The following is a 12,705-nucleotide window of genomic DNA, read 5'->3' as shown; positions in this document are numbered from 1 at the left end:
GGGAGAAGGCTTCGCTGGATTTAAATGCCGTTCCCGGTCTTAGGCTGAAAGGGTAGCTTGTACGCTTGTGAAAAAGAACACTTGTTTTGTGGATTAAATATTCTGTGGATAATGTGGATAAAGTTGTTAATAAGTAGGAAAATGAGCTTTTCTTTCTTGTGGAAAAAACGAAACGCACAACTGTTCCCGGTGATGTGAATTTTGTTAATAACTCATGTGAGTTCTTTCATGGCGAGAAAATTTTTTGTGGAAGAATTTTGGTAAGAGAAAAAGGGAGGAGGTGGAAAATGAGTAGAAGGGCCAAAATAATTTTGACGGCCGCATTCGTATTTTTTGCAGCCTTGATTATCTTTAAGCCGCTGTATGACCAAAGGCAGGTTCCTTTACATAAGCGGATAAGCAATTATGAAAAAGCTTTAGATGAGGCCATACAGGCGGGGAAACCGGTGTTTTTGGAATTTTATGCGGAATACTGACCGGCCTGCCGGCGTATGGAGCCCGTGATTATGGCTCTGTTCAAAAAATATGGAGACCAGGTCCAATTTATTGTGGCGGATGTCGAGACCTCTTCCGGGAGAAGGCTGGCGGAAAGATTTAACGTTTTTAGTATTCCGGCGATGTTCTTTATTAACCGGGAGGGCAAGGTTGTGGACAATTATGTAGGAGAGTTGAGCTACGAGCAATTAGAAGCCAAGATATTGAAAATAGCACCATAACGGGAGGGGAATGGGAATGCCGGGATTACCGGCGCCGGAGACATTAATCTTACAGACGGTGCAGGAACACAACATTCTTCCCCTCACCTCCCAATGTAATGCCGGATGTGTCTTCTGTAGCCACCGGCAAAACCCAGGGGAGGTACAGGTGTACTATCTGTCTCCCCTGAGTATGGAATTGCTGGAGCGACTGGTGGAATTCCTGAATGAGAAAGAAAAGATTGTAATAGGAGAATCTGCCACTAAGATTATGGAAGGGGAACCTTTCTGTCATCCCCGGTTTGATGAAATTTTACAACTCCTGCGGGGCAAATTTCCGCATACACCAATTCAAATTACCACCAACGGTACCCTGTTAAACGCCGGGAAGATTTCTCTGCTGTCGGCCCTAAAGCCCGTGGAACTAAATATTTCTTTAAACAGCGCAAGTAAGGCCGGCAGAAAAATGCTGATGGGCGATGAGGGGACAGAGGGTGTTGCAGCGGTCAAAAGTTTGGAAAAAGCAGGCATCCCTTTCCACGGAAGTGTCGTGGCTCTGCCGCAACTGGTAGGCTGGGATGACCTGCGACGTACCTTGTTTTATCTTGCCGATCACGGCGCCAGGACTATTCGCTTGTTTTTACCGGGAGGAAATCAAGTCCTTTCCCGGAGGCTGAAAATTTCCAGGACATTATGGGAGGAACTGGAGAACTTCTGTCATTCTTTACGACAAGAACTGGCCTGTCCTCTGGTATTGGAACCGCCCCTTCTGAAGGATCTAACTCCGCGGGTGGAAGGCGTGGTGCCCGGTTCCGGGGCAGCCGCCGCCGGTATCCGGGCCGGGGATGTTGTCCTGGAAATTGACGGTCGGCAACCGGTTTCCCGCGTCGATGCATTCTACCAAATTAAAAAAAGCGCAAAAGTGGAAATTCTTTTAAACAGGGACCGGCAACAGCTACGGCTAACATGGCAGAAAAACCCGGGTAGCGGGGACGGGCTGGTGATGGCCTATGATTTTGACCCGGGGGATGAGATGCGAATCCGGCGGGAAATTCAACGCCACCGCGCCGTCAAGGTACTCATTTGTACTTCCCTAGCGGCAGAGAAATTGATGCGTTTGGTGGCGCAACGAATTTCTACTGACCGGGTAACCATAGATATACTTCCGGTTTCAAGCCGTTTATTTGGTGGCACAATCATAAGTGCCGGCCTGCTGGTGGTGGACGACTTCGTGAAGGCTTTAAAAGATTACCGAGAACAGGGGAAAATGGTCCCTGATTTGGTTTTGCTGCCGCCCAGGGCTTTTGACTTCTGGGGGCGGGACCTGACGGGCGTACATTACACGGAAATAGCCCGGCGGCTAGATTGGCCGGTAAGCGTACCGGTTTAGGCGGCACTTTTTGGTCTGCAATGCATTGGCTCAGGAGGAATGAATATGAAGAAGAAGGAGATACGGGAAAGGATTATTAAATTACGGCTGGAAATGAGCGATGATGAAGTCAGGGAAAAAAGCGCCCGAGTGGCATCTCGGGTTGTGGCCCTGCCCGTTTTTCAACAGGCGGAAACGGTTATGAGTTATGTGGCCTTTCGCAATGAAGTGGAGACCGGGGGAATTATTCGGACCTGCCTGGCACAGGGGAAAAGAGTTGTGGTGCCGGTTACCGATCGAGCTAATAAGCGATTAATACCTTCGGAAGTGAAGAAATTTCCCGACGATTTGAAGCCCGGAACGTGGGGAATTTTGGAACCCAAGGCGGAATGCTTCCGCCCGGTAGAACCCGAAGTTATTGACCTGGTGCTGGTTCCGGGAGTTGGATTTGACATTTACGGCAACCGCCTGGGTTACGGTGGCGGGTTTTATGACCGTTTTCTGCCCCGTTTATCACCGGAGGCGACAACGGTAGCTTTGGCCTACCAGGAACAGCTCCTGCCCGATGTTTTTCCTGAAGCCCACGACCACCCGGTGGATTTCGTAGTTACCGACCGAGAGGTTATCAACTGTCGGGAAAATCGTTTAAAGATTAACTTCACAGGCAAGTTAAGTTAAGGATAGATTTTATTTTTAGACACTTAACGCGACAGTATCTCTTTAATTTCCGGAAGCCGTTTCAAAGTTACCTTACGACCGATAGCAATCATTTGCGGTATAGCGGCAAAGTCCAGCAGGTTGACTTCGCCGGTATTTGGATACAGGGTTATATCAGCGTAGTGGGAAGTTATATAGTTGGAAATGCGTTGCCCCATGATATCGCCTGATTGCAGCAGGATTTCGATGGCATTTTGTACCGGCCTTTTTTGCCGCACGATAAAGGAAAGGTCAACGGCAATTACTTTATCGGCACCGAGCAGGCGCAAGACGTCGGCAGGAACATTATTTACGATAGCTCCATCGACCAGGGTACGGGAACTGATTTTTTTGGGCGCGAAGACGGCTGGGATAGCAATGCTGGCCCGTACCGCTTCGTAAACAGGTGTGTCGGTAATAAAAACGGTATCCGGGGATTTACGGCTCGGTACCAAATACCGGTCGGTAAAAACAATCATCTCTCCTGTATTAATATCAGCCGAGATTACGGCCAGAGGAAATTTCAGCTGGGAAAAAGTCTGGTTCCCCAGATTTTCCCGCAACCATTTTTCCACCAGTTTCCCTTTCAGCAGTCCTGAGGGCAGTTTCCACCGACCGAGCCTGTGCATGCGGTATGAGAGGGGAAAGCTGAGAAAAGGCAAAAACAAATCTACCAATTTCCGCGGTTTGAGGTCTTTTAAAATGTCTGCTATCTGCTGCGGAGACATGCCGGAGGCATACAAAGCACCGATAATGCTCCCGGCGCTGGTTCCCGCAATAATATCCGGTTTGATATTGTTTTGAACTAATATCTCCAAAACTCCTATATGAGCGGCCCCCCTGATTCCTCCGCCGCTCAAAGCCAGCCCTATTTTCATGGCGGCCCACCTCCTCTTCACATTAAATTATGCGACGAAGAGGAAAAAAGTTAAAAATTTGTAAAGTACGGCAGGATATTAGGGGGTTGAGCGGTATATTTAAGCTAGGTGGGTCTGTGGTTTGGCAGGGTATTTTTAAATTTTCTTAAGGGGGAGGAAGTACCAACTATGTTAGTTATAGAGGAAAAAGTTTTGCAGGCGGTAAAGAATGCGGCTAAAGAAGGGCGACTGTCCTGCGAAGAAGCCCACCGGCTGGCGGGAGAACTGGATGTGCCCTTGCGTTTAGTAGGGGAAGCCTGCGACAAATTAAAGATAAAAATTACCCGGTGTCAGCTGGGTTGCTTTTAGCCTCCGGGCGGCAGGAGAGGTTAGCGATGCAGGAGTTGTTTAATGCGGTTACGGTCAGCAAGGCGCGGGCTCTCATGTCCCGTCATTTATCCTTGCCAGTTCGGGCAGAAAAAATGAGAATTCCTTCGGCTCTAGGACACTGCCTTTTAGATGATGTGACTGCCGCCATTGATGTCCCCGGTTTTGATCGGGCTACCGTTGATGGCTTCGCAGTTAGGGCCGGGGATACCTTTGGTGCTTCGGAAGGTATGCCGGCTTACCTGGAGGTAGCCGGGGAGGTACTAATGGGACAGGCCCCGGACGTTTCTTTGGAACCCGGGCGGGCTTGGCGTATTGCGACGGGAGGAATGTTACCCACCGGAGCCGACGCGGTGGTGATGGTAGAACATACGGAAGAGTTAGATGAAAGGACCATTGTCGTTACCAGACCGGTGGCACCGGGGGAAAACGTTATCCGTAAGGGAGAAGATATTGAAGCGGGGCAACTAGTACTTTCGGCGGGACATCGGTTAAGGCCGCAGGATTTAGGTATACTGGCGGCGGTTGGAATTACGGAAGTGGAAGTCAGGCGACCTCTGAAGGTAGGGATTGTTTCCACCGGGGATGAAATAGTTTCTCCCGAACAGACACCCGGAGCAGGCCAGGTACGGGACATTAATTCTTATACCCTTTACGGGGCAGTATTGTCTAACGGTGGCGAACCCATTTTGTATGGTATTGTCCCAGATCGTTTTGATCTTTTACAAAAAAAATTGGCGCAGGCCTGGAAAGAAAACGATATGGTGCTGCTGTCCGGGGGGAGTTCGGTAGGGGTCCGGGATGTGGCTGACCGGGTCATCCAGTCCCTGGGGCGGCCGGGGGTACTGTTTCACGGCCTCTCTATCAAACCCGGAAAACCGACCGTAGGAGCGGTGATAGAAGGGAAACCGGTTTTCGGGCTGCCTGGTCACCCTGTTTCCACCCTGGTTGTATTTGAACTGCTGGTGGCTCCTTTGGTACGCTTAGGCCGCTATCCCGAGGAAGATTTCCTGGAGTTTCCTTTGAGGGCGCGCATTACGCGAAATATCCGCTCGGCCGCCGGTCGAGAAGACTATATACGGGTGAAGTTAGTTTTACGGCAACAGGAGTTATGGGCGGAACCGGTACTGGGTAAATCGGGGCTCATATCCAACCTGGTTAAAGCCGACGGTCTGGCCAGGATTTCGGCCGAAAAAGAAGGGGTAGAGGCAGGAGAAACGGTGGAGGTAAAACTTCTCTGAAGCGGGAGTTGGTCAAAGTGGCAAAGGATGTTTATTTGGATAACCACCCACGGGAAAAAGCGCTGGCCCAATATCTCACTTTGTTGGAGGAGGCAGGGGCGTTACATCCCGGTCCGGCGGAGATAATCCCGGTTGAAGAGAGTCTGGGAAGGATAACGGCGGAACCGGTTTACGCCCGGGTATCTTCACCCCACTATACCGCCGCGGCTATGGATGGTTTTGCGGTACAGGCTTCCTTAACTTTCGGGGCCAGCGAAACAAATCCTCGGCAACTGGCTGTAGGAAGTGAGGCAATTATGGTCGATACCGGGGATCCGCTTCCTGACGGTTGCAATGCAGTGATTATGGTTGAAGATGTGCATTTTGTCACCCCGGAAGTGATTGAAATCACCCAGCCTGTCTTCCCCTGGCAGAATGTACGGCCTGTAGGGGAGGACATCGTGACTTCGGAAATGATTGTTCCGTCCAATCACCGCCTGCGTCCCACGGACATAGGGGGATTGCTGGCGGGAGGAGTAACTGAAGTGGCTGTCTATAGGAAGCCCCGGGTGGCTATTTTACCTACCGGTACTGAACTAGTGGAACCCGGTAGTGATTTAAAACCAGGAGACATAATTGATTCCAACACCAGAATGCTGGCCGGCTTGGTGGAAGAATGGGGAGGTATTCCCAAGCGTTTTCCGATTACTAGCGATGATTTTGATGCCTTAAAGCGGGCTTTAGCAGAAGCCCTGGAACAGGCCGACCTGGTTTTGATTAACGCCGGGTCTTCAGCGGGCAGAGAAGATTTTACCGCGGAAGTAATAAAAAGCCTGGGGCAGGTATTGTTCCATGGGGTGGCTATTAAACCGGGGAAACCTGTAATTCTGGGGTTGGCCAAAAACTGCCCGGTAATTGGGGTTCCCGGGTACCCGGTTTCTGCCTACCTTTGCGCCGATCTCTTTGTTAAACCTATCGTGTATCGCAAGCTGGGCTCCGTCCCGCCGGTCCGGGCTGAAATTGAGGCCGTTCTTTCCCGCAAGCTGGTTTCATCTATAGGTATAGAAGAGTTTGTCCGGGTCAAACTGGGACAGGTGGGCGGTAAGACTGTCGCTACTCCAATATCCCGCGGGGCGGGAGTTATTATGTCTTTGATACGGGCTGATGGTATTATTCGGATACCGCGTCTTTCCGAAGGCTATGCTGCCGGTGAAAGAGTACCGGTGGAACTCCTGAGGCCTTTAGATGAAATCAAGCAGACTACGGTCATTATTGGCAGCCACGATATTGCTCTGGATATACTGGCCAACCACCTGCGTCGGCTTTATCCGGAGGCTGCTCTGTCCAGTGCCCATGTAGGCAGTCTGGCGGGCCTAAAGGCCCTTCAGGCCGGAGAAGCTCACTGTTCCGGAATACACCTTTTGGATGAAAAAAGCGGTGAATATAACATCCCTTATCTTCGCCGGCTACTTCCTGACCGGAGTTTGGTGCTGGTAAACCTGGCCTACCGGGAACAGGGTCTGATAGTGGCTAGGGGTAATCCAAAAGGTATTAAAGGCCTGGCCGATTTAACCCGGCCGGAGGTGACTTTTGTGAACCGCCAGCGGGGATCGGGAACCCGGATGTTGCTGGATTATCTTTTGGCCAAGCAGGGTATAGACCCTGGCCAAATTAGAGGTTATGAACGGGAAGAATATACCCATATGGCTGTTGCGGCGGCGGTAGCCGGAGGGGCAGATGCCGGCCTGGGAATACGGGCGGCAGCCCAAGCCCTGGAACTCGATTTTATTCCTTTGGCAGAGGAACGCTATGACCTTTGCATACTGCGGGAGTACTGGGATACCCCTTATATCAAACGTCTTCTGGCGATAATGGCCAAGAAAGAGTTTCAGGAGGAAGTTCGCTCTCTCGGGGGATACGATTTAAGAGACTGCGGGAAAGTTATCTGGGAACAAAGTTAATCTTCCAGTTTTCCCCTGACATATTTTCCCCATCGAGCCCGTAAGGATTAGCTAGGAAAACGGGCTGAGAGCGGGAGGATGGGGAAGGGTGAAGTTAAGGCCCAACTGGAAAAGACTGGTCGGTTTAGTACTGTTGTTGTTAGTTATATGGGCGGCTTACAGGGTTTATCAGGAGAAGAACAGAATAATTCCGCCGGAGGTAGTTAATGAAGCTTTATCCCGTACTCTGGCGGCCAAGAGTTTTCGGTATCGGGTGGAGGTGAAGACTTTACGAAACGGACGGGAAACGATAATCAGCCGGGTAGAGGGAGAACGGGCCGACGAGAATACTTTCCGTATTAAAGGAGAGATACTCAGCCAGAAAGCAGAAATATATCATGTCGGGGACAAGACGTATTTTCTGGACCCTGTCTCCGAGAAATGGTTGGTTACTCCCGGCGGGGGGTTGTTTCAGAACGAGTTTTTTATGACAGAATTGAACCCCCTGGCCAGTTTCCGCTTTCCGGTGGTAGAAGATGCGCAGTACCTGGGGACAGAAGAAATTCGGAAACGTAAAACCTATGTGTTCCGCTGCCAGCCGGAGGTGAACAATAATTTTCTGGAGACATACTGGGAAGATTTTGAATACCAGTTATGGGTAGACAGAAAAAGTCGCCGGCTGGTTCGAGGTATCATCAAGGCAAGAAATAGGAAAGACCCCGAGCATTTCCTGTCCGTAAAGGTAGACCTGTTTGACTTTAATACCGAAATCAAAATAGAACCACCCCGGATTTAGAAGAGCCTGTTCAGGCTCTAATTTGTTTTGGGCCAGATAAGGGCATACAATGAGGCAGGATAAACCCTGAGCAATGTCGAAATAGGTCTACCAGTTCACCTGCAGGAGGAAGCGTATGGATATCAGAGCGCTGAGCTCAAGGATTGTCGATAATATATCTCAAGTACTGGTTGGCAAAGAGGAGGCTGCAAAACTTTGTTTGACGGCTATCTTGGCCGGTGGGCATATCCTGTTAGAAGGTGGGCCGGGAGTCGGCAAGACGGTGCTGGCTAAAGCTCTGGCCCGTTCTATGGGTTGTACCTACCGGAGAATCCAATTCACTCCCGACTTGATGCCTTCAGAAATAACGGGGGTCAGTATTTATAATCAAAAAACTGGCGATTTCGAGTATAAACCAGGGCCGGTTATGACCCAGGTGCTGCTGGCCGACGAGATTAACAGGGCCACGCCGAAAACCCAGGCAGGGCTTCTGCAGGCCATGGAAGAAGGAGAAATATCGGTAGACGGAATAACCCATTCCCTGCCGCGGCCTTTTGTGGTACTGGCTACTCAAAATCCTTTAAGTTACGAGGGAGTTTTTCCTCTACCGGAGGGCCAACTGGACAGGTTTGCCCTGCAGGTCAACCTAGGTTATCCGGGTTTTGAAGAAGAAATGGCTATGCTGGAAAGACTGCAGGGAAACCACCCGTTAAACAAACTGGAGCCAGTTTCCTCGCCTCAAGAAATCCTGGAGGCCCAGCAGCTTTTGGAAAAAGTTTATGTCCACCCGTCTCTGGGGCAGTACATAGTAACCCTGGTTCAACAAGTGCGCCAGCACCCTTCAGTTCTGGCAGCCAGCCCGCGGGGAACGCTGTTTCTTTTCAAGTGCGCACGGGCCCGCGCGGCTCAAGAGGGACGGAACTATGTCACTCCTGACGATGTGAAAGAGCTGTTTCTATCCGTTTTAGGTCACCGGCTAATATTGCGGGAAGGTTTTCATCAAGAGGGAGGCGAAATCTTGCGGGAAATAATGGAGCAGGTTCCGGTTCCGGTGGAGGTTAACCCGTGATGGTAAAAAGTTTCCTGCCCTTATTGGTTGTCTTTATATTTTACGTCATATCCTGGATTATGGTGGGGAGGTTTCCCCTTTTTTTAGTTCTGGTGGGCTTCGGTCTGGATATTTTGCTCCGGTTGTGGGTGACGGTGGTGGTCCGGCATTTGCAGGTTTCCTGTCGTTTTTATCCTGGACGGAGCAACGTAGGGGAACGAGTCCTGCTGGCAGTTACCGTAACCAATCCAACTTTCCTGCCGGCTCCCTTGGTCGGCGTTAACGTTTCCCTGCCCGATTCTTTAGAAGCCTGTGAAGAGGGTTCGGATTTTGTTCTGTCTCTAGGACCGAAGAGAAAAACCGTTCGGGAGATAGAGCTCAGTTGTCGCCGGCGGGGTGCCGTCCGTATTCCTTTACTGCAGGTGAAGGTGAGCGATCCTTTTTACCTTTTTTCCGGACAGAAGGAACTAGTGAATATAGCGGAGATAACAATATACCCCCGGATTGCCAGTTGCTGTAATTGGCCGGTCCAGGAGGGAAGTGGCTTTAGCCGGCGAGAAGTTCAGGCGGCAAACATCTGCCTGAGACCTTACCAGCCGGGAGATAGCTGGCAGCGCATACACTGGAAAGCAAGCGCCAGGACCGGTCAGTGGTTTTCTAAAGCTCTGGAGGAGGGCGAAGAAAAGAAACTATTTATTATTTTAGACCTGCAGGGAAAGAATTTTTCTTCTTCCTACGAAATAGAACAGTTGGTATCAGCGGCTGCTACGGTAGCTTATCATGCGAGCCGGAAAGGCTGGGCGGTAGGTTTAAAAACTTCAGCTCTCCCTTCGCGCCTTCTACTGCCGGCCCAGGGAAATCTGGAACGGATTTTGGAATTGCTGGCCATAGTTGAACCGGAACTCCGGGAACACCCCGGGGATTCTTTACGCTTATCAGGTGTGATCCAGGGAAGCCAGGTGCTTATTTTTACGCCTGATTTAGCCCGCTGGCAGGACAAGCTGGCGGAATACCGGCGGCGGGTGGCCGCGGTACAGGTGGTAAATGACCCTACCCGGATTTTAGGAGGCAGAAACTATGCGGCGTTATGAGAGGTATATCTTTGACCTGACGACCTTTTTGCTTCTTTATGGTATGGGAAGGACCTTCATAGCTGCTACCTTCCGGGTATTACATTGGGATGAACTTGCAGGAGCTACCTATTTTATCTTTTTAATTAGTATTATAGTTTCCTGGATTAAATTAAGAGCTTACTTTTTTCTTCCTCAGTTACCGGCAGCGGTAGTAGCCGTGTTAACCCAGGTATACTGGTTGTATTACCGTACCGGCGGCAATTCCTTTGCCTGGTGGCAGCAGTATTACCAGGATTTATCCGGATTTATGCAAAAAGTGGTTTCTCAAGATTTGTCTGCCTTTGATTCCGCGCCGGGGGCTTCCCTGATATTCTTAATGGTATGGCTGACCGGTTATTTAATTAGCTATTACGTCCTGGAGAAAAGAAGACCCCAGCCGCTGTTTTACGGGGGTATGATCATTCTCGGGTTAGAAACGGTATTCTTTGAGATATCCCTGGTGTACAGCATTTATTTTGTCGTAACCAGTTTACTGCTGTGCAGTGTCGTTTTATGGAGAGAATATATGCCGGTCAAGGGAATCACTTGGCTGTCACTGGCCGCTGTTCCTTTAAGTTTAGTGATAATGACTTCTCTGGCCGGCTCTTTATGGGCTGCCGGGGCCTTGGGGGAAGAAAATACCGGAACCATATTTGTCCTCGTTCAGAATACCAGCTCTCGGGAGATTGATTTTCCCTGGGAGGACTCCCGGTTGGGCGGACCGGTGAATTTTGGAGACCGCCCTGTTATGCGGGTGAGGAGTTCCCGGGCTTCCTACTGGAGGGGAGAAGTTAAAGATTTTTACACCGGTTCCGGTTGGCTTTCTACACGGGAACAGGAAGGGCTGGCACCCGACCTTTTTCCCAAAGGAGAAAGATTGGTACAGCAAATCAGGTGGGAGGGAAGACCCCAACAAGTTCTTTTTGCCGCTTTCGTACCCTCGGAGGTTAAATTTGCCCGGCCATATCACATAGATGAAGCCCGCGTTTTACATGCCACTCTTCGTCCTGGGGACAGCTATGAAGTAATTTCTTACCTGCCGCAGGTTGAGCCGGAAAAATTACGGGAGAGCGGGGAAAACTACCCTCCGGAAGTTGAACAGAAATACCTACAACTGCCACCGGGAATCCCAGAGCGAGTTATCGAACTGGCCCGGCAGATAACGGCCGGTTTAGATAATCCTTATGACCGGGTGCAGGCGATTGTAGCCTATTTGAAGAATAATTTTGGTTATTCAACCCGGGTTCCGGCTCCACCTGAAGGAGAAGACTTCGTAGACCACTTTCTATTTGAACTGAAGAGGGGTTACTGCGTACATTTTGCTTCTGCCCTGGCAGTCCTTAGCCGGGCGGTGGGAATCCCTGCGCGCTGGGTCAAGGGATTTACTCCCGGGGTTTTGTACCAAGGTGAATACCGGGTCACCACCGCTAATGCCCATACCTGGGTGGAAATTTATTTTGCCGGAATTGGCTGGATTCCCTTTGAGCCTACTCCGGGATATACATTGTTTGCCGGAAACAAGGACGCTTCACTGTTTTCCTGGACGGAAGTTAAGGAAAGAGGCAAAAAGAGTTTAGGTGTTCTGCTGGCCGGATACCTCATTATCGCATTGGGGAGGGTTTTCCGGTACCGGTGGCGGCAATTGAAGAGAAAAAGGGCAAAAGTTATTCCGGAGAAAAAAGGGAAGGTATCTCCCAGGGGAAAAGTCTTTCAAATGTACCAGGAGTTATTGCGCTTGTTGGCTCAAAAAGGGTATAGCCGCCGGTCGTCTCAGACACCTTGGGAATATGCTCGTGAAGTAACAGGTTACCTAGAAGGCGGCGGTTTGGAAGAGATTGGCCGGTTGACTGATGCTTTTGTCTTTGCCCGCTATAGCGACGAAGAAGTGAGCGAAGAGCAGGCGGCAGGAGCAGAGAAAATGTTAGCCTGCCTTAAACAAAAGATCAAATAGCGGGAGGGTTTTGTCAATTACCGGCGAAATATGCCAGAGACTTAAGAATATTATCGCCACAGTCTGGAAGAATACTTGTAGGCGGAGAAGAACGGAGGAGGTTTAAAAATTGGAGAGGGATGTACAAGAAATTCTGTTGGATCGGGTGCAGATTGCAGCCAAAGTGAAAGAATTGGGCAAGAAGATTTCGGAAGATTACAGGGGAAAAGATTTGTTGGTAGTGGGTATTCTGAAAGGAGCCATTATGTTTATGGCCGACCTGGTTAGGGAAATCGATATACCCATAACCGTTGATTTTATGGCCGTGTCCAGTTACGGGCAATCTACGGAATCGTCGGGAGCAGTGCGGATTTTGAAAGATCTGGAGGTTAGCGTAGAAGGAAAGAACGTGCTGATTGTGGAGGATATCGTGGATACGGGACTTACCCTGCGTTACCTTTTGGAAAACCTTAAGTCCCGTCATCCGGCCAGTGTAAGAGTATGCACGCTGCTGGATAAACCCAGCCGCCGCCAGGTGGAAGTATCTCCGGATTACAACGGGTTTGAGATACCGGATAAGTTCGTGGTCGGATATGGTTTGGACTATGCGGAGCAGTACCGTCACCTTCCGTACATAGCAGTTCTAAAACCGGAAGCCTATGGGAGAGAGGAGTGA

Annotated in this window: 12 protein-coding genes and 1 pseudogene; 12 read left to right on the top strand and 1 reads right to left on the bottom strand. The window is 50.2% G+C overall.

Annotation, left to right across the window (positions count from 1 at the left end):
- Positions 1-287: 287 nt before the first annotated feature.
- The 4 genes and pseudogenes from KKC1_RS06085 (at position 288) to KKC1_RS06070 (ending at position 2,742) form a co-directional block, all read left to right on the top strand.
- Complete coding sequence (locus tag KKC1_RS06085; protein ID WP_088553600.1) at positions 288-476, top strand: thioredoxin domain-containing protein; 189 nt, start codon at positions 288-290, stop codon at positions 474-476.
- A gap of 12 nt (positions 477-488) precedes the next feature.
- Positions 489-716 (top strand): annotated as a pseudogene (locus tag KKC1_RS06080) (thioredoxin family protein); the annotation flags it as partial.
- 16 nt (positions 717-732) lie between these two features.
- Positions 733-2,085 (top strand): DUF512 domain-containing protein, encoded by a 1,353-nt coding sequence (locus tag KKC1_RS06075; protein ID WP_192868111.1) that lies wholly within the window; start codon positions 733-735, stop codon positions 2,083-2,085.
- A gap of 45 nt (positions 2,086-2,130) precedes the next feature.
- A complete protein-coding gene (locus KKC1_RS06070) occupies positions 2,131-2,742 on the top strand; it encodes a 5-formyltetrahydrofolate cyclo-ligase (RefSeq protein WP_088553597.1) in 612 nt (203 codons plus the stop codon).
- Between the two features lie 23 nt (positions 2,743-2,765).
- On the opposite strand, the gene KKC1_RS06065 is transcribed toward KKC1_RS06070, so the two are convergent.
- Complete coding sequence (locus KKC1_RS06065) at positions 2,766-3,638, bottom strand: patatin-like phospholipase family protein (protein WP_088553596.1); 873 nt, start codon at positions 3,636-3,638, stop codon at positions 2,766-2,768.
- 168 nt (positions 3,639-3,806) lie between these two features.
- Here KKC1_RS06065 and KKC1_RS06060 point away from each other — a divergent pair, with 168 nt between their 5' ends.
- From KKC1_RS06060 to hpt, 8 genes are all read left to right on the top strand, one after another.
- Positions 3,807-3,986 carry a hypothetical protein gene (locus KKC1_RS06060; RefSeq protein ID WP_088553613.1) on the top strand — a complete coding sequence of 60 codons (180 nt, stop codon included), beginning with the start codon at positions 3,807-3,809 and terminating at the stop codon, positions 3,984-3,986.
- A 26-nt stretch (positions 3,987-4,012) separates the two neighbouring features.
- Positions 4,013-5,245: a molybdopterin molybdotransferase MoeA gene (locus KKC1_RS06055; protein WP_088553595.1), complete on the top strand. Its 1,233-nt coding sequence runs from the start codon at positions 4,013-4,015 to the stop codon at positions 5,243-5,245.
- A gap of 17 nt (positions 5,246-5,262) precedes the next feature.
- The gene (locus KKC1_RS06050) at positions 5,263-7,185 is read left to right on the top strand and encodes a molybdopterin biosynthesis protein (RefSeq protein ID WP_088553594.1); all 1,923 of its coding nucleotides are present in this window, start codon (positions 5,263-5,265) and stop codon (positions 7,183-7,185) included.
- An 88-nt stretch (positions 7,186-7,273) separates the two neighbouring features.
- Positions 7,274-7,960, top strand: coding sequence for a hypothetical protein (locus KKC1_RS06045; RefSeq protein WP_088553593.1), 687 nt, complete (start codon positions 7,274-7,276; stop codon positions 7,958-7,960).
- A gap of 115 nt (positions 7,961-8,075) precedes the next feature.
- Entirely contained in the window at positions 8,076-9,008 is a 933-nt protein-coding gene (locus KKC1_RS06040; protein ID WP_088553592.1) for an AAA family ATPase, read from the top strand.
- Positions 9,008-10,078, top strand: coding sequence for a DUF58 domain-containing protein (locus KKC1_RS06035; protein WP_238134220.1), 1,071 nt, complete (start codon positions 9,008-9,010; stop codon positions 10,076-10,078). Before KKC1_RS06040 ends, KKC1_RS06035 begins: the two co-directional genes overlap by 1 nt.
- Positions 10,065-12,050, top strand: a complete 1,986-nt coding sequence (locus tag KKC1_RS06030) for a transglutaminase TgpA family protein (RefSeq protein ID WP_088553590.1) — start codon at positions 10,065-10,067, stop codon at positions 12,048-12,050. The genes KKC1_RS06035 and KKC1_RS06030 overlap by 14 nt, the downstream gene beginning before the upstream one ends.
- Positions 12,051-12,159: 109 nt before the next feature.
- Positions 12,160-12,705 (top strand): hypoxanthine phosphoribosyltransferase, encoded by a 546-nt coding sequence (gene hpt / locus KKC1_RS06025; RefSeq protein WP_088553589.1) that lies wholly within the window; start codon positions 12,160-12,162, stop codon positions 12,703-12,705.

The sequence above is a fragment of the Calderihabitans maritimus genome (assembly GCF_002207765.1).
Lineage (GTDB): Bacteria > Bacillota > KKC1 > Calderihabitantales > Calderihabitantaceae > Calderihabitans > Calderihabitans maritimus.
Note: the sequence above shows the minus strand (reverse complement) of the source record. Positions and strands in the feature narration are given on the sequence as shown.

What these genes read in the sequence shown, in the direction of transcription:
- KKC1_RS06070 (WP_088553597.1), top strand. Translation starts at nt 2,131, where the DNA reads ATGAAGAAGAAGGAGATACGGGAAAGGATTATTAAATTACGGCTGGAA.
- KKC1_RS06075 (WP_192868111.1), top strand. Translation starts at nt 733, where the DNA reads ATGCCGGGATTACCGGCGCCGGAGACATTAATCTTACAGACGGTGCAG.
- KKC1_RS06060 (WP_088553613.1), top strand. Translation starts at nt 3,807, where the DNA reads ATGTTAGTTATAGAGGAAAAAGTTTTGCAGGCGGTAAAGAATGCGGCT.
- KKC1_RS06055 (WP_088553595.1), top strand. Translation starts at nt 4,013, where the DNA reads ATGCAGGAGTTGTTTAATGCGGTTACGGTCAGCAAGGCGCGGGCTCTC.
- KKC1_RS06030 (WP_088553590.1), top strand. Translation starts at nt 10,065, where the DNA reads ATGCGGCGTTATGAGAGGTATATCTTTGACCTGACGACCTTTTTGCTT.
- KKC1_RS06035 (WP_238134220.1), top strand. Translation starts at nt 9,008, where the DNA reads ATGGTAAAAAGTTTCCTGCCCTTATTGGTTGTCTTTATATTTTACGTC.
- KKC1_RS06065 (WP_088553596.1), bottom strand. Translation starts at nt 3,638, where the DNA reads ATGAAAATAGGGCTGGCTTTGAGCGGCGGAGGAATCAGGGGGGCCGCT.
- KKC1_RS06085 (WP_088553600.1), top strand. Translation starts at nt 288, where the DNA reads ATGAGTAGAAGGGCCAAAATAATTTTGACGGCCGCATTCGTATTTTTT.
- KKC1_RS06040 (WP_088553592.1), top strand. Translation starts at nt 8,076, where the DNA reads ATGGATATCAGAGCGCTGAGCTCAAGGATTGTCGATAATATATCTCAA.